We start from the raw sequence: 15,688 nt of genomic DNA on the forward strand, positions 1-15,688 counted from the left end.
GTGTGAATGACCGCCTGGTATGGATCGACTGTGAAATGACGGGGCTCGACCTCGGCCGGGACGCCCTGGTCGAGGTCGCCGCTCTGGTGACCGACTCCGAGCTGAACATCCTCGGGGAGGGCGTGGACGTCATCATCCGCCCCCCTGCCGAGTCCCTGGAGACCATGCCGGACGTGGTGCGCCAGATGCACACCTCCTCCGGCCTGCTCGACGAGCTCGCGGACGGCGTCACGCTCGCCGAGGCGGAGGCCCGGGTGCTCGCCTACATCCGGGAGCACGCCGCCGAAGCCGGCAAGACCCCGCTCTGCGGCAACTCGGTGGCGACCGACCGCGGCTTCCTCTCCCGGGACATGCCCGCGCTCGAAAGCCACCTGCACTACCGGATCGTGGACGTCTCCTCGATCAAGGAACTGGCCCGCCGCTGGTTCCCGCGCGCCTACTACAACAGCCCGCAGAAGGGTGGCAGCCACCGCGCCCTCGCGGACATCCGGGAGAGCATCGCCGAACTCCGCTACTACCGCGAGGCGGTGTTCGTCGCCCCGCCGGGCCCGGACACCGACGCCGCTCGCACCATCGCCGCCAAGTACCAGCTGCCGACGGGCTGACCAGCGGGACGCTCCTCCGGTCACCGAAACCCTGGCGCGAGCACCCGTTCCGATCCTGTAGAGTTCTTCCTGTCGGAGCGGGAACGCACCGGCAGATGGTGGGTATAGCTCAGTTGGTAGAGCACCTGGTTGTGGTCCAGGTGGCCGCGGGTTCGAGTCCCGTTACTCACCCCAACAGCCTTGAGGGTCCGATCTCCTGGAGATCGGACCCTCAAGGCGTTTCTGCGTTCCGCGCCTCCGCATCTCCGCACCGAACCCGTCGCCCTCCGGCCCACCGCACCCACACCCACCCGGCCACCTGCCGACGAGCGCGCCGAACCGGCCACTACCCTCAGAAGCTACCCACTAGTAACATCTCTGCCATGACCACACCTTCGATCGGCCAGCTGCTCGACTCCACGGTGCCGATGGCGCACACCCTCAACCTCGAGTACCTGGAGACCAGTCCCGAGCGCGCGGTGCTCCAGCTGCCGGACCAGCCCGCGTACCACAACCACGTCGGCGGCCCGCACGCCGGCGCGATGTTCACGCTGGCCGAGTCGGCCAGCGGCTGCATCGTGCTCGCCGCATTCGGCGACCAGCTGCACCGGGCCGTGCCGCTCGCCGTGAAAGCGGAGATCGCGTACAAGAAGCTGGCGAAGGGCGTGGTCACCGCCACCGCCACCCTGGACCGTCCGGCCGCCGACGTGGTGGCCGAGCTCGACAAGGGCGAGCGCCCGGAGTTCACCGTCACCGTGGACATCACCCGCGCCGACGGCGACGTCACCGGCGTGATGACCATCACCTGGACCCTGCGCCCCAACTCCTGACGCGCGGTCACCCGGCGGGGAGCAGCCGACCCGGCCTCCCCGCCGAGCACCGCCCACCCGAGCAGCACCCCGCCCGACCCTGCCCGCACGAGGCCCTACGCCGACTCCCGCACCACCAGCTCGGTGGCCAGCACCACCTGCCGCCGCGCCCGCCCCTGTTCGGCGATCTCCTCCAGCAGCAGCCGGGCCATCGTCCGCCCCATCTCCTCGATCGGCTGGCGCACGCTGGTCAGCGGGGGGTCGGTGTGCCGGGCCACGATCGAGTCGTCGAAGCCGATCACCGCCACGTCGTCGGGCACCCGCCGCCCGGCGGCCCGGAGCACCTGCAGCGCGCCCGCCGCCATCACGTCCGAGGCGCAGAACACCGCGTCCAGCCCGGGCCGGCGCTCCAGCAGCTCCCGCATCGCCACCCGCCCGCCCTCCTCGGTGAAGTCGCCCGGTCCGACCAGCTCCTCCTGGTACGGCCGGCCGGCCTCCTCCAGCGCCTGCCGGTAGCCGGACAGCCGCGCCCTGGCCCCCTCCATGTCGAGCGGCCCGGTGATGGTCGCGACCTGCGCACAGCCGCGCCGCAGCAGGTGCCGGACGGCCATCCGGGCCCCGCCCGCGTTGTCCGCGTGGACGTAGCTCAGCGGCTCCAGGTCCCCCCGCCGCCCCGCCAGCACCGAGGGGATCTCCAGGCTCTCCAGCAGGCTCGGCAGCGGATCGTCCTGATGCACCGACACCAGCAGTACGCCGTCCACCCGCTGGGCGGTCAGATAGGCCGAAAGTCGCTCCCGCTCGCGCTGGTTGCGGACCAGGATCAGCAGCAGCTGCATGTCGGTCTCGGCGAGTTCGGCGGAGACGCCGCTGATGATGTCGGAGAAGTACGGTTCCGAGAACAGCCGGGTCTCCGCCTCGGGGACGACCAGGGCGATCGAGTCGGTCCGCGAGGTGACCAGGGTGCGGGCCGCCCGGTTCGGGACGTAGCCGAGCTCGGCGATCGCGGCGTTCACCGCCTCCCGGGCCTTCTCGCTCACCCGGGGCGAACCGTTCACCACCCGGGAGACCGTCCCGCGCCCGACGCCCGCCAGTGCGGCCACCTCCTCCAGCGTCGGCCGGGCCGATCCGGCGGCGGTACGCGTCCCGGCGCGGCCGGAACCCGTACCGCCCGGCCCGCCCTGTGGGCCCGGCGAGCCTTGTGAGCCCTGCGAGCTGTGCGGCCGCTGCGGCCCGTTCGGCCCCGTCGGCCGCTGTGCGGTCTGGCTCATCGCTCACCTCATGGGACACGTCGTCGTGGTCGTCGTTGCTCATTGTGGCCGGTTCGGCCCCGGGCCGATCGACCGGCGTCCGAGCACTCGCCCCAGCACCCGTCCGGACACCCGCCGGGCGGCCCGTCGGGGGCCCCGCAGGACACACTCCCGCAACGGTTCCGACTTCTGCTCTTGACACTCACCCCCGCGACCGAGCAACCTTCCGGCATGCCTTCCGTGGGAGCGCTCCCACACTCTACTGGCCAATCACGCGCACACAGCACCCCTGCCCCACCCTGGAACAAGGAGACCGCCATGCGCCGCAGCACCACCCGCCCCCGCAGAGCCGCCGCCCTCGCCACCGCCACGGTGGCCGCCACCGCCCTGCTGCTCACCAGCTGCTCCAGCTCCGACGGGGGCTCCGGCGACGCGAAGGGCGGGGACGCCAACGAGAAGATCACCCTGACCGTCGGCGACTTCGGCACCTTCGGTTACCAGGAGGCCGGGCTCTACGCCGAGTACATGGCGGCCCACCCGAACATCACCGTCAAGGCCGAGACCGCGCAGGACGGCCAGAAGTACTGGGACGCCCTGACCACCCACCTGGCGGCGGGCAGCGGCCTGACCGACATCCAGGCCGTCGAGGTCGGCTACATCGCCCAGGCCACCGGCAAGTTGGCCGACAAGTTCGTCGACCTCGGCAAGACCGAGGGGATCTCGGCGGGCGCCTGGCTGCCCTGGAAGTCCGAGCAGGCCACCACCGGCAAGGGCGAACTGATCGGCCTCGGCACCGACATCGGCCCGATGGCGGTCTGCTACCGCAAGGACCTGTTCGAGCAGGCCGGGCTGCCCTCCGACCGGGAGGCGGTCGGCGCGCTCTGGGCCGGCGACTGGAGCAAGTTCGTCGAGAAGGGCAAGGAGTACCAGGCCAAGGCCCCGGCCGGGACCTTCTTCACCGACTCGGCGAGCGGCCTGTTCAACGCCGTGATCTCCAGTGACACCCAGCAGTACTCCGACGCCTCGGGCAAGTTGAGCGTCAAGGACAGCCCGGCCGTGCAGAAGGCCTGGGACATCTCGGTCGCCGCCTCGCAGGCGAAGATCAGCGCCGGTCTCCGGCAGTTCCAGAAGCCGTGGGAGGCCGCCTTCGCCAACGCGAAGTTCGCCACCGTGGTCTGCCCGTCGTGGATGACCGGCATCGTCAGCAAGCAGTCCGGCGAGGCCGGCAAGGGCAAGTGGGACATCGCCAAGGCCCCCGTCGCCGCCAACTGGGGCGGCGCCTTCCTGACCGTCCCGAAGGCCGGCAAGCACACCAAGGCCGCCGCCGCGCTGGCCGCCTGGCTGACCGCGCCGGAGCAGCAGGCCAAGGTCTTCACCAAGGTCGGCAACCTGCCCTCGACCTCAGCCGGCCTCCAGCTGCCCGCCGTCCAGTCGGCCAAGCTGGACTACTTCGGCGACACCCCGACCGGCCAGATCTACGCGGCCGCCGCCGCCTCGATCAAGCCCGCCAAGATCGGCCCGGACGACGGCACCGCCAAGACCATCATCACCGACAACGGCATCCTCGACATCGAGGAGCACGGCACCGACCCGGCCAAGGCCTGGCAGAACGTGCTCAAGGGCATCGAGGACAAGGTCAACGGCTAGGACTGCCGGGGCAGTCGGCGACCACCCCGCCGACTGCCGCCGTCGCCCGTCCCCGCGGCGACAGCCCCTGGCCATCACGCCACCAGCCGCAACGTCCCGCGCCGCAGCCGCCCCCAGCGCCACCGCCCGGCCGACCCTGACGACCTGTCGGCCGGGCGGCACCATCAGCAGCCACCCCCGGGAGGACACCCCGTGGCCACCCCAGCCCCGTCCACCAGTTGGCGTTCGCGCCTCTACCGCTTCGACCTGAAGGCCGCCCCCTACGCATTCATCGCCCCGTTCTTCCTCTGTTTCGCCGCCTTCGGGCTGATCCCGCTGGTCTGGACCGGCTGGCTCTCCCTGCACCAGGTCGACCTGCTCACGCCGGACGTGCTGGAGTGGCGCGGGCTCGGCAACTACACCCGCCTCTGGGACAGCGAGCAGTTCTGGACCGCGCTCCGGAACACCTTCACCATCGGGGTGATCTCCACCGTCCCGCAGCTGCTGATGGCCCTCGGCCTGGCCCACCTGCTCAACTACCGTCTGCGCGCCCGGGGTTTCTTCCGGGTGGCGGTGCTCGCCCCGTACGCGACCTCGATCGCCGCGGCCACCCTGGTGTTCGTCCAGCTGTACAACCCGGACTACGGGATGATCAACTGGGCGCTCTCCGCGCTGGGGGTGGAGCGCACCGACTGGTTCGCCGACACCTGGCCCTCGCAGATCGCCATCTCCTCGATCGTGACCTGGCGTTGGACCGGCTACAACGCGCTGATCTACCTGGCCGCGATGCAGGCGGTGCCGAAGGACCTGTACGAGGCCGCGAGCCTGGACGGCGCCTCGCGCTGGCAGCAGTTCACCCGGATCACCATCCCGTCGATCCGGCCGACCATCCTGTTCACCATCATCGTCTCCACCATCGGCGCCACCCAGCTGTTCGGCGAGCCGATGCTGTTCGGCGGCGGGGTCGGGGTGAGCGGCGGCTCCGCGCACCAGTTCCAGACCCTGAGCCTCTACCTGTACGAACTCGGCTGGCCCAGCCGTCAGTTGGGCCGCGCATCGGCGGTGGCCTGGACGATGCTGCTGCTCCTGCTGCTGGTCGGCGCGGTCAACCTGCTGATCGCCCGTCGCAACCGCGCCAAGCTGGGAGGCTGAGCGATGAGCACCCTGACCCCGCCCCGCCCCGCCGAGGCCCCGAGCGCCTCGGGGCCCGTCGTCGCCCGACGGCGGTTCCGGGCCGGAGCCGGCGACCACGACAAGGCCGGACCGGTCACCTACCTGCTGCTCGGCCTGGCCGCCGCGCTCTCGCTGTTCCCGCTCTACTGGACCTTCGTGGCGGCCAGTCACACCGGCGAACGGGTGGCCCAGTCACCCCCGCCGCTGGTGCCGGGCGGCGCACTGTGGACCAACCTCTCCACCGTCTGGGACCAGACCGCGATGGGCCAGGCCCTGCTCAACTCCACCGTCGTGGCCGGGCTGGTGGCGCTCTCCACCGTCGCGTTCTCCACATTGGCCGGCTTCGCCTTCGCCAAGCTCCCGTTCCGCGGGCGGAACGTCCTGCTCACCCTGGTGGTGGCGACCATGACCATCCCGCCGCAGCTCAGCGTGATCCCGCTCTACCAGATCATCACCGACCTGGAGTGGGGCAACCAGCTCCAGTCCGTCATCCTGCCCTCGCTGGTGGCGGCCTTCGGGGTGTTCTTCATGCGGCAGTTCCTGGCCGAGGCGCTCCCGGTGGAGCTGATCGAGGCCGCCAGGGTGGACGGCGCGCACAGCCTGCGGATCGTCTGGCACGTGGTCTTCCCGATCGCCCGCCCCGCCATGGCCGTGTTGGGCATGCTGGTCTTCGTGCAGTCCTGGAACGACTTCTTCTGGCCCTTCGTGGTGCTCACCCAGCAGAACCCGACCGTGCAGGTCGCGCTCTCCGCGATCGGCGGCGGCAGCGCGTACGACATCAACCAGGCGGTCATCATGACCGGCGCGTTGGTCGGCACCCTGCCGCTGTTGCTGATCTTCGCCGTGCTCGGCAAGCACATCGTCGGCGGCATCACCGCCGGTGCCGTCAAGAGCTGATCCGACGTCAGCGTCCACACTCACCATGGGAGCGCTCCCGCAATGACCGTGACCGAACCGAGCACCATCCGCACCGGCCCGGCCTTCCCGTCCGGCTTCGCCTGGGGCGCGGCCACCGCCGCGTACCAGATCGAGGGTGCCGCCACCGAGAACGGGCGCACCCCGTCGATCTGGGACACCTTCAGCCACACCCCCGGCAAGGTGGCCGGCGGTGACACCGGGGACATCGCCGTCGACCACTTCCACCGGTTCCGCGAGGACGTCCGGCTGATGGCCGAGCTCGGCCTGACCTCGTACCGGTTCTCGCTCTCCTGGCCGCGCGTCCAGCCCACCGGGCGTGGCCCGGCGGTCGAACGCGGGCTGGACTTCTACCGGGCGCTGACCGACGAGCTGCTGGCGCACGGCATCGCGCCGGTCGCCACCCTCTACCACTGGGACCTGCCGCAGCACCTGGAGGAGCTGGGCGGCTGGCCGGCCCGGGACACCGCGTACCGGTTCGCCGACTACGCCGCGCTGGCCGCCGAGGCGCTCGGCGACCGGGTCTCCACCTGGACCACCCTGAACGAGCCCTGGTGCAGCGCCTTCCTCGGCTACGGCTCCGGCGTGCACGCCCCCGGGCGCAGCAACCAGGCCGACGCGCTCCGGGCCGCGCACCACCTCAACCTGGGCCACGGCCTCGCGGTCGGCGCGCTGCGCGCGGCCCTGCCGCGGACCGCCCAGCTGGCCGTCTCGCTCAACCTGCACCAGATCCGGCCGCTCAGCGCGGACCCGGCCGACCTGACGGCCGCCCGCCGGATCGACGCCGTCGGCAACCGGATCTTCACCGGCCCGATGCTGGACGGCGGTTACCCCGCCGACCTGCTCGCCGACACCGCGCACCTGGTCGACTGGGACACCCTGGTCCAGCCCGGCGACGAGGCCGAGATCGGCCGCCCGATCGACCTGCTGGGCATCAACTACTACACCCCGACCGTGGTTTCGAGTGCCGAGAACGCCAGGGACCTGCCCCGCCACGACGGCCACGGCGGCGGCGACCAGTCGCCCTGGCCGGGCGCCGAGGACGTCGCGTTCCACCTCGCCCCCGGCGAACGCACCGCGATGGACTGGCCGATCGACCCGACCGGTCTGACCGACCTGCTGCTCGACGTGCACCGGGCGCACCCCGGGCTGCCGATGCTGGTCACCGAGAACGGCGCCGCCTTCGAGGACACCGTCGGCCCGGACGGCCTGGTGGACGACCAGGACCGGATCGCCTACCTGCACGGGCACCTGGCCGCGGTGGCCGACGCGGTGGCGGCCGGCGCGGACGTCCGGGGTTACTACCTCTGGTCGCTGCTGGACAACTTCGAGTGGGCGTACGGCTATGCCAAGCGGTTCGGCGCGGTGCACGTCGACTACGGCACGCTGGCCCGCACCCCGAAGGCCAGTGCCCGCTGGTACGCCGAGGTGATCCGTACCGGAACCCTTCCGCAGGGGTGACCCCCGCCGCGTGACCTGACCACCGGCCGGTCGTTCTCTCTTGTCGTGCGAGCAAATCACGCGGCCCGGCCGCGAGTCGAAGCCCCGGGCGGCGACCCGGAGTGTCAGGGGCGCCCTGGTCCGGCGCAGGGCCGGGGGCGACTGCCCCGGCCCCGGGCCAGGACGCTCGCCGCCGGCGGTGCGGTGCTCGCCCACGTCTGGGGCCTCGGCCTCGGGGTGAGCAGTGCCTACGCCAGTGACGGTCCGACCGTCACCGACCTGGTCAACCAGGCCGGCGCCCCGGAGCTGTTGGGCCGGCTGACCGGCGCGACCGTACCCGTGCTGGAGCAGCAGACCGCCTCGGTGGGCCGCGCCCTGCAGGACCGGATCAGGACCGACGGGCTTCCGCTGCCCGGCCAGGCGACCACCGTGCCGGACGCCTTCGCGATCGCGGCGGTCCTGCTGCCCGCCGTGCCGCCGCAGCCCCGGGGGGACGGCGAGCCCCGGGCCTCCCGGTCCGTCGGGGGCGCCGAGGCGGCCCCGGGGCCGCTGCCGGTCGCGAGCGCCGCGCTGCGCTCGGCGGCGGTCGCGCAGGCGACGGTCGCCGGCACCGCCGTGGACCGCACCGTCCCGATCACCAGGACTGCCGACCTCCAGGTGGTGCAGGGCAGTTGGGAACCCGTCCAGCCGGAACTGGCGGTGTCCACCACCGCCGCCCCGGTCGACACCGAGGGCAAGCTGACCGCCGTCCTGGTCCCGATCGCGGCCGGGCTGCTGCTCACCGGGGCGGCGATGTACAAGCACCGGGGCATCCCCAGCGGGCACTGAACCGCCCCGGGCGGACCGGCTTCAGCGGAAGACGCCCGGCGGCGGTGCCGGGGACGGCGCCGCCGTGGCGTCGGTGGCCGGGGCGGCACCGGCGGTGAAGTCGGCCAGCGGGCGGCCGTGCTCGATCCGCCCGAGGTAGGAGTCGGAGGCCACCCGGCGGCCCAACTCGTCCAGCGGGAGCGGCTGCTGGGCGGCAGCCAGGATCAGGTTGCCGAACCGCTTGCCCCGCAGCACCGCCGGGTCGGCGGTCAGGCAGACCTCGGGGAACACCGCGAGCAGCGTGGCGACCTGGGAGCGGGCGAAGCTCAACGCCCCGCCGTCGGCGATGTTGGCGGCGTACCGCCCGCCGGGGGCGAGGGCCCGGGCGGCCAGCGCGGCGAACTCGACCGTGGCGCAGTGGGCCGGGGTCCTGGCGCCGGAGAAGATGTCGGCGATCACCAGGTCGACGGAGCCCTCGGGGGTCCGTTCGAGCACCGCACGGGCGTCGGCACCGCGCACCTTGATCTGCCAGCCACGCTCCAACGGCAGTTCGGCGCGCACCAGTTCGGTCAGCTCGGGGTCGATCTCGGCGACCTGCTGCCGGGACCTCGGCCGGGTGGCGGCGGTGTAGCGGGCCAGCGTGAGCGCGCCACCGCCGAGGTGCAGCACGGTGATCGGCTTGCCGGGCGGGGCCGCGAGGTCGATCAGGTGGCCGAGTCGGCGCTGGTACTCGAAACCCAGGTGGCCCGGGTCGGCCAGGTCGACCAGGGACTGCGGCGCCCCGTCGAGCAGCAGCGTCCAGGCGGCGGGGCGGTCACGGTCCGGGACCAGCTCGGCCAGGCCGGAGGCGACCGGGCGGGCCAGCGGGCCCTGGGCATGGGTACGACCGCCGGGCGACCCGGCGGGGGCCGTCGTGGCGGGCTCGGTCTCGGTGCGAGCCCGACCGGCCCGGTTGCTGCGTCCCATGGGGACCATTATCGCCGGGCGGGACGGGGCCCACCGACCTCACCGGCCGACGGGGGCAGACCGGGAGCGGGCGGACGGCGCAGGTCAGAACGGGCCGAGGCCGCCGGCGGTCAGGGTGCAGGCCGCCTCGCAGAGCGCCGACCGGAGCACCCAGGGGTCGGTGGCGCGGGCCGAGGCGGTGGGCCCGGCGGGCGGCATCACCCAGCGCGGGTCGGTCGCGGGGAGCTGCTTGGCCCCCGGCGTACAGCTGGTGCCGGGCAGGTGCCACTGCCCGGCCACCCCGGCGGGGACCAGGAACGCGATCGCCGATCCGCCGCCGGTCTGGTGCACCGTGCCGCAGGCCCGGCGGAGCCGGAGGATGTCCACCGTCTCCAGACCGTGCCGGACCGGGACGGTGACGGTGTCGAACCCGGCGGGGGCGGGCCGCGCCGCGCCGGGGCCGCCCCCGCCGACGGCGAAGCCGGGCGGCTCCTGGTCGACCCCGCCCGGGACCAGTGCGGGGTGCAGCGCCGGGCCGAGACCGGGCAGGCCCCGGCTCGCCCCGGCCGTGATGCGTCGGTAGTACGGAAGTCCGGTGGCCATGGGCCCTCCTGTCACCTCGTCAGGTCGGAAGCCGGGGGTCGCTCGATCGGAGGAGCGGATCGGTGGCGGCGCGGCGGTGGGCTTCCACGTATCAGGACAACGCCGGACGGCCCCGAAAGGCCACGGGGCGACGTACAGCAAGCCATGGCATTTCATGGCGGATCTCGGCAACAGTGCCCGATTTGATGCCAATTGACCGCAGATCAACCCACAACCGGACGTGATCAGTCCGTCACGCCCGGTACTCTCTGCGCTGGATCGAGGCCCACCCGGGCCGTCGCCCCCACCTCCACCATCTCCACCACCGACAACGGACGTACCCCCCGACGCACCAGCTCGGAGCGCATCAGATGGCAGCCACGAGGCCCCCCACCCCCAACGCCGCCATGCGAGCGCTGCGCGGCGACCTCTCCCCCGGCGAGTTCGCGGTCGCGATCCGTCGGGCCGCCCGGGAGATCGGCGACCACGTCTCCTGCGACGCCCGCTACATCGGACGGGTGGAGGCCGGGGAGATCCGTTGTCCCAACTACGCGTACGAGCGGGTGTTCCGGCACATGTGGCCGGGCCGCTCCCTGTCCGAACTCGGGTTCACCCCCCGTACGGCGGTCCGCCGCCGGGTGGCCGACCCACCGTCAGTCCCGGCCACCAGGCTCGGGCCGGGCGGGCCGGTCCGGCTCGACGACTCGTACCATCCCGACGAGGAGAACGACGACGTGCGTCGCCGTACATTCCTGAACGGCGGTTCGACCGCCCTGGTGACCGCGCTCGCCCTCGACCTGCCCGCCCAGGCCGCGACCCCGGTGGTACCGCCCCCGCGCCGGGTCGGCGCGGCCGAGGTGCTCGGGGTCGAGCAGGCCGTCCGCGACATCAGGCTGCTGGACGACGTGCACGGCGCGGACACCCTGTTCGAGCTGGCCGGGCAGTCGCTGCGCGGCGCGTACGTGATGCTCAACGACGGCGAGTACAGTGCCGCCACCGAGCGCCGACTGCAGTCCGGGGCCGGTGAACTGGCCATCTCGGTCGGCTGGTTGGCCCACGACTCGGACCGGCTGGCGGACGCCCGCTCGTTCTACTCCGAGGCCCTCGCCACCGCCCGGATGGCCAACGACGCTGCGCTGGAGGCACACGTCTTCTCCAACAGCGCCTTCCTCGCCAGGGACGCCGGCCGGGCCCGCGAAGCCCTCCGGGCCGCCCAGGCCGGCCAGTCCGCGGCCCGGCACCTGGACTCCGACCGGCTGCTCTCGCTGCTGGTCATGCGGGAGGCCGGGGCCTGGGCGCTGCTGCGCGACCGGGCCGCCTGCGAACGGGCGTTGGGGCGGGCGCACACCCTCTTCGACCGGGGCGAGTCGGAGGCCGACCCGGAGTGGATGAGCTTCTTCGGCGAAGCCGAGATCGCCGGGCTCGAGGCCCAGTGCTGGTCCGCCCTCGGCGAGTTCGAACGGGCCACCGACCGGGTCTGCCGGGCGATCTCCCTCCAGGAGCCGCACTTCGTCCGCAACCGGGTGCTCTACACCGCCGAACTCGCCCACGACCGCCTCGGCCTCGGCGACCTGGCAGGCGCAGCGGTCCACGGCACCGCCGCCGTCACCCTCCTCGACCAGGTCCGCTCGGCCCGCATCCGCAGCATGCTCGCCACCACCGCGGACCGGCTCCGCCCCCACCGCACCGTCCCCGAGGTCGCCGCCTTCCTCACCAGCTACGAAGCAGCCTGAACCTGAACAGGTGACCTGCGGTCCGGGCTCAGCCACCAGGGGCTCGGGGAACTGCGACGCCGGCCTCGGGAGCGTTCAACGTGCGTACGGGGTCAGGCACTTTCGCAGTGACCCGCACACCAGATCTCCTCGCAGTTCCCCGAGCCCCTGGACAGTGCAACCGAGCGCCCTGCAAGAAGCTGAGCGCCTGCCTGGCTTCAGCCCTGCAGGTGGCTGTGGTCGTTCCAGATCTCCACCGCGGGTGCCCCGTACTCCCACGACAGCACCGAGAGCGCCGCCGTCCCCAGCTTGAACCGCTGCGCGAACTCCGGCGGCAGCCCCAGCCAACGCGCCGTCAGGATCCGCAGCAGGTGCCCGTGCGCGAAGATCACCACGTCGTGGTCGGCGCAGTGCATGGTGGTGGTCTCCGGATGCGGCGTCCCGTGCTCGGAGTTGAGCCCGGCGAGGAAGCCGTCCACCCGTGCCGCCACGTCGGCGAGCTTCTCGCCGCCCGGCACGCCGTCCCGCCAGATCAGCCAGCCCGGCTGGTCGGTGGCCCGGATCTCGGGGCCGGTGCGTCCCTCGTACTGGCCGTAGTCCCACTCCAGCAGTTCGTCCCGGTCGACCGCGCGATCGCCGAAGCCGGCCAGCTCGCAGGTCTCCTTGGCCCGGGACAGCGGGCTGGTGCAGACGGTGGCGCCCGGCAGTCCGTTCCAGGGGGCCTTCGCCAGCCGGGCCCCGAGGGCCAGGGCCATCCCGCGGCCCTCCTCGGTGAGCGGGACGTCGGTACGGCCGGTGTGCTGACCACTGGCCGACCAGGCGGTCTCGCCATGCCGGACAAGCACGATACGGGCGGGCATGAGCGGACTCCTCGCAGACGGGGGCTGCATTCGACCCCTCCATGATCCCTCACCACCCGGGTGCCCCGGGTCGGCGGTCCGGGGTCCGGATGGCCCCGGAAGGTCCGGGGAGCGCGTTCCGGGGTGGTTTGTCGGTGCCGGGTGCGAGACTTGGCCGCACCATGAACGTCTTGACCTACGGGCAGGCGGAGCCGGTCGCGCGGCGGCTCCGTGATCTGCGCGGCCAGGCGCCGCAGCGCAGCCTCGACGCCCGGGCGCTGGCCGCCCTCGCGGCCAATCCGGGGTGCCGCCGTCGCGCGGTGCTGGACGCGGCGGGGGTCGACAAGGGCGCCGTCGCCGAGCGGCTCGGGCACCCCGCGCCGTTCGGGCAGTCCCCCTTCGCGATCACCCGGGGGAACGTCTTCGAGGCCCGGCTCAAGGCCGACGGCTACGCGGCGCTGCTGGAGCCGCTCCGCCGCCTGCTCGGCGCACCGCCGGAGGGCGGCGAGCTGACCGTGCCGGATCTGCTGCCCCGTGCCGCCCCCGCCACCCGGGCCGAGCGGACGGCCCAGGTGCTGGCCGAGGCCGCCGCCGACCCCACCCGCTGGACGCTGCTCGACCACCCGATGTTCCGGCTCACCGTGGCGGGCAGCCCGGCCTACCTGGAGCCGGACGCGGTGGTGGTGCACGGCGGTCGCTGCACGGTGGTGGAGATCAAGTCCTTCCCGATCATCGACGGTTCGGCCGACCCGGCGAAGGTGGGGGCGGCCGCCCGGCAGGCGGCGGTGTACGTGCTGGCGCTCCAGGAGACGGCGGCCGGGCTGGCCGGTACGACGGCCGATCGGTCCCCGTACGCCACCGACGCGTTCCCCGGCAGCCCGGAGCTCAGTGTGCTGCTGGTCTGCCCCAGGGACTTCTCCAACCGGCCGACGGCCACCGTGGTGGACGTCCGGCGCGAGTTGGCCACCACCCGGCGGCAGTTGGCCAGGCTGACCGGGATCGACCAGTTGCTCGACGCGCTCCCGGCCGGCACCAGTTTCGACCTGGCGCCGGATCAGGCCGGGGTGCCGACCCGTCCGGTGGCGGAGCTGACCGAGTCCGTCGCCGCCGTCCCGGCCGCCTACAGTCCGGACTGCCTCTCCACCTGCGAGCTGGGCTTCCACTGCCGGGCGCAGGCCCGCTGCGCGGACGCGGTGGAGCAGCTCGGCCGGGGCGTCCGGGGCGAGCTGGGCAGCCTCCGCACGGTGACCGCCGCCCTGGCGGCGGCCACCGACCAGGGCCCGCAGGCCGACCGGGAGGCCGCCGCCCGGCTGGCCCACGCCGCCGCCCTGCGCGCCGAGGCACTCACCGCAGCGGCCCCCGCCACCACGGCCCCCGGATCACCCGGAGCCGACCGGTGAGCCTGCTCGCCACCCTGGCCCGGCTGGAGGCCGTCCGCAGCGGCCACGCCGAGCCGTTGGCCACCGTCCGCCACCGGCACTTGTCCGACCGGCCGATGGTGCTGGTCCCGCTGGCCGCCGCCGGTGAGGCCGGGGCCCCGCTCGCGGTGCTGCTCGGCACCGAGCGGGACGCGCCCCGGCTGCACCTGGTCCCGCAGCCGCTGAACCGCGCTCAGCGGTTCGAGTTCCTGGCCGCGTTCGCCGCCGAGCTGGTGCCCTACCTGGAGTCGTACGGCGCCGAGGTCGAGCAGATCGAGCGCACCGAGAAGGACCCGGAGACCGGCGAGAAGACCCAGACCTTCCGCGAACTCTGCGCCGACGCACCGCAGTTGATCGTGCCGAACAGCGGCTCCGTGCAGCATCTGGCCCTGCTCGGCCGGTCCACCCGGTTCCGCCGCACCGCCGAGGACCCGGATCCCGGTCCCTACCCCGCACCGACCAGGGTGCCGCTGCTGGGCCGCTGGCTGACCCACCTCACCGAGCGGGCCCAGGTGCCCGGCTCCAGCCTGCTGCTGCCGATGACCGGGCTGCTGGCCCGACACTGGGCGACCGGCCAGAGCCACCTGGAGGACCAGCACCTCGGCGCCCAACTCGCCTGGCACCGGCCACCGTTCGGCGTCGGCGGGGCCGAGCTGGCGACCCGGGTGGAGACCGAGCGGGACGCCGCGGGCCAGCTGCTGCACCCCCCGGCCGGCCCGGCCACCGACCCGGCCTTCGACGCCCGGGTGCTGGCCCCGGCCATCACCCGGCACGACACCGCGCTCGCCGCACTGGCCGCCGCCGAACAGGCCGAGCGGAACGGGCGGCCCGGCGAGGGCCAGGCGGCCCGGCTCCGGGTCAAGCACGCCGCCGAGGAGCTGCACGCCGCACTGCTCCGGGTGCTGCTGCCCACCTGGCAGGACGTCTGGCGCGGCCTCGACCTGCTCCGCGCCCTCCCCCCGGCCGCCCACCTGGCCGAGCGCTGGGAGGGCGACCGCTGGTCCTACACCGGCCACCGCGACCGGCTGGCGGCCGGCGAGCCGCCGCAGCCCAAGCAGGACGACGCCGTCACCGCCGCCCGCAAGCTGGCCCAGCGGGAGCGCGAGCAGGCCAGGTCGGACGTCCAGGAGGCGCTGGACGACCCGCTGGCGATGGCCGAGCACCGACTGTCCGGCGAGGCGTTCGCCGGGGAGGTCACCGAGGTGGTCCCGGAGTACGACACCTCGGGGCGCTCGCCCAAGCCCCGCCCGCTGCTGGTGATCCGCACCACCGACCGGCCGCACGCCGACCCGGGCCGCAAGGTGCACCGGGCCAACCACAGCTCGGCCCAGGAGGCGGTGATCGTGGCGGCCGACCGGGCCGCCGGCACGGTCACCGTCCGGGTGCTGAACGGGATGGGCCGGAAGAAGGAGCCGGAGCCGGGCAGCCTGCCCGAGCCCGGGGAGCGGATCGTGCTGACCCTGTTCGAGCTGACGCCCCGCCAGTCCGCCCCGCTCCCCGAGCCGGACGACACCCCCTGGACGCACGGTGGACCGCCGGGCGGCGGCGATCGTTCGCCTACTGCCACCGAAGAGTGGGAATGACCACCGGC

The 15,688-nt window shown here is 73.5% G+C and carries 14 protein-coding genes and 1 tRNA gene; 11 read left to right on the forward strand and 4 right to left on the reverse strand.

The window, feature by feature from the left end; genetic code table 11:
• Positions 1-2: 2 nt before the first annotated feature.
• From orn to OHV05_RS10895, 3 genes are all read left to right on the forward strand, one after another.
• On the forward strand, positions 3-605 hold the full coding sequence (orn, locus tag OHV05_RS10885; protein ID WP_403040477.1) for an oligoribonuclease: 603 nt from the start codon (positions 3-5) through the stop codon (positions 603-605).
• 98 nt (positions 606-703) lie between these two features.
• Positions 704-779 (forward strand) — tRNA-His (locus OHV05_RS10890).
• A 188-nt stretch (positions 780-967) separates the two neighbouring features.
• Complete coding sequence (locus OHV05_RS10895) at positions 968-1,414, forward strand: DUF4442 domain-containing protein (protein WP_405017497.1); 447 nt, start codon at positions 968-970, stop codon at positions 1,412-1,414.
• A 95-nt stretch (positions 1,415-1,509) separates the two neighbouring features.
• Here the strand turns inward: OHV05_RS10895 and OHV05_RS10900 are convergent, their stop codons facing one another.
• The gene (locus OHV05_RS10900) at positions 1,510-2,661 is read right to left on the reverse strand and encodes a LacI family DNA-binding transcriptional regulator (RefSeq protein WP_405017498.1); all 1,152 of its coding nucleotides are present in this window, start codon (positions 2,659-2,661) and stop codon (positions 1,510-1,512) included.
• A 297-nt stretch (positions 2,662-2,958) separates the two neighbouring features.
• On the opposite strand from OHV05_RS10900, the gene OHV05_RS10905 reads away from it, so the two are divergent.
• The 5 genes from OHV05_RS10905 to OHV05_RS10925 all read left to right on the forward strand — a co-directional run bounded on the left by OHV05_RS10905 (position 2,959) and on the right by OHV05_RS10925 (position 8,622).
• Complete coding sequence (locus OHV05_RS10905; RefSeq protein ID WP_405017499.1) at positions 2,959-4,287, forward strand: ABC transporter substrate-binding protein; 1,329 nt, start codon at positions 2,959-2,961, stop codon at positions 4,285-4,287.
• A 192-nt stretch (positions 4,288-4,479) separates the two neighbouring features.
• Positions 4,480-5,418, forward strand: coding sequence for a carbohydrate ABC transporter permease (locus OHV05_RS10910; protein ID WP_403040469.1), 939 nt, complete (start codon positions 4,480-4,482; stop codon positions 5,416-5,418).
• A 3-nt stretch (positions 5,419-5,421) separates the two neighbouring features.
• On the forward strand, positions 5,422-6,336 hold the full coding sequence (locus OHV05_RS10915; RefSeq protein ID WP_405017500.1) for a carbohydrate ABC transporter permease: 915 nt from the start codon (positions 5,422-5,424) through the stop codon (positions 6,334-6,336).
• Positions 6,337-6,378: 42 nt separating this feature from the next.
• On the forward strand, positions 6,379-7,815 hold the full coding sequence (locus OHV05_RS10920; protein WP_405017501.1) for a GH1 family beta-glucosidase: 1,437 nt from the start codon (positions 6,379-6,381) through the stop codon (positions 7,813-7,815).
• A gap of 45 nt (positions 7,816-7,860) precedes the next feature.
• Positions 7,861-8,622, forward strand: a complete 762-nt coding sequence (locus OHV05_RS10925; RefSeq protein ID WP_405017502.1) for a hypothetical protein — start codon at positions 7,861-7,863, stop codon at positions 8,620-8,622.
• 21 nt (positions 8,623-8,643) lie between these two features.
• On the opposite strand, the gene OHV05_RS10930 is transcribed toward OHV05_RS10925, so the two are convergent.
• Both OHV05_RS10930 and OHV05_RS10935 read right to left on the reverse strand, forming a co-directional pair.
• Positions 8,644-9,567 carry a spermidine synthase gene (locus tag OHV05_RS10930; RefSeq protein WP_405017503.1) on the reverse strand — a complete coding sequence of 308 codons (924 nt, stop codon included), beginning with the start codon at positions 9,565-9,567 and terminating at the stop codon, positions 8,644-8,646.
• Positions 9,568-9,651: 84 nt separating this feature from the next.
• Positions 9,652-10,149, reverse strand: a complete 498-nt coding sequence (locus OHV05_RS10935) for a hypothetical protein (RefSeq protein ID WP_403040454.1) — start codon at positions 10,147-10,149, stop codon at positions 9,652-9,654.
• Positions 10,150-10,499: 350 nt separating this feature from the next.
• On the opposite strand from OHV05_RS10935, the gene OHV05_RS10940 reads away from it, so the two are divergent.
• Positions 10,500-11,861, forward strand: coding sequence for a tetratricopeptide repeat protein (locus OHV05_RS10940; RefSeq protein ID WP_405017504.1), 1,362 nt, complete (start codon positions 10,500-10,502; stop codon positions 11,859-11,861).
• Positions 11,862-12,058: 197 nt separating this feature from the next.
• Here the strand turns inward: OHV05_RS10940 and OHV05_RS10945 are convergent, their stop codons facing one another.
• Positions 12,059-12,700: a histidine phosphatase family protein gene (locus OHV05_RS10945; protein WP_405017505.1), complete on the reverse strand. Its 642-nt coding sequence runs from the start codon at positions 12,698-12,700 to the stop codon at positions 12,059-12,061.
• 161 nt (positions 12,701-12,861) lie between these two features.
• On the opposite strand from OHV05_RS10945, the gene OHV05_RS10950 reads away from it, so the two are divergent.
• Positions 12,862-14,079, forward strand: a complete 1,218-nt coding sequence (locus tag OHV05_RS10950; RefSeq protein ID WP_405017506.1) for a hypothetical protein — start codon at positions 12,862-12,864, stop codon at positions 14,077-14,079.
• Entirely contained in the window at positions 14,076-15,680 is a 1,605-nt protein-coding gene (locus tag OHV05_RS10955) for a hypothetical protein (protein ID WP_405017507.1), read from the forward strand. Before OHV05_RS10950 ends, OHV05_RS10955 begins: the two co-directional genes overlap by 4 nt.
• Positions 15,681-15,688 lie beyond the last annotated feature (8 nt).

This window comes from Kitasatospora sp. NBC_00070 (assembly GCF_045041205.1).
In the GTDB taxonomy this organism is placed as follows: domain Bacteria; phylum Actinomycetota; class Actinomycetes; order Streptomycetales; family Streptomycetaceae; genus Kitasatospora.

Bases quoted from the DNA above. Each gene is read 5' to 3' on its own strand.
- OHV05_RS10900 (WP_405017498.1), bottom strand. From the start codon at position 2,661: ATGAGCCAGACCGCACAGCGGCCGACGGGGCCGAACGGGCCGCAGCGG.
- OHV05_RS10945 (WP_405017505.1), bottom strand. From the start codon at position 12,700: ATGCCCGCCCGTATCGTGCTTGTCCGGCATGGCGAGACCGCCTGGTCG.
- OHV05_RS10950 (WP_405017506.1), top strand. From the start codon at position 12,862: ATGAACGTCTTGACCTACGGGCAGGCGGAGCCGGTCGCGCGGCGGCTC.
- OHV05_RS10940 (WP_405017504.1), top strand. From the start codon at position 10,500: ATGGCAGCCACGAGGCCCCCCACCCCCAACGCCGCCATGCGAGCGCTG.
- OHV05_RS10915 (WP_405017500.1), top strand. From the start codon at position 5,422: ATGAGCACCCTGACCCCGCCCCGCCCCGCCGAGGCCCCGAGCGCCTCG.
- OHV05_RS10930 (WP_405017503.1), bottom strand. From the start codon at position 9,567: ATGGGACGCAGCAACCGGGCCGGTCGGGCTCGCACCGAGACCGAGCCC.
- OHV05_RS10905 (WP_405017499.1), top strand. From the start codon at position 2,959: ATGCGCCGCAGCACCACCCGCCCCCGCAGAGCCGCCGCCCTCGCCACC.
- OHV05_RS10935 (WP_403040454.1), bottom strand. From the start codon at position 10,149: ATGGCCACCGGACTTCCGTACTACCGACGCATCACGGCCGGGGCGAGC.
- OHV05_RS10895 (WP_405017497.1), top strand. From the start codon at position 968: ATGACCACACCTTCGATCGGCCAGCTGCTCGACTCCACGGTGCCGATG.
- OHV05_RS10920 (WP_405017501.1), top strand. From the start codon at position 6,379: ATGACCGTGACCGAACCGAGCACCATCCGCACCGGCCCGGCCTTCCCG.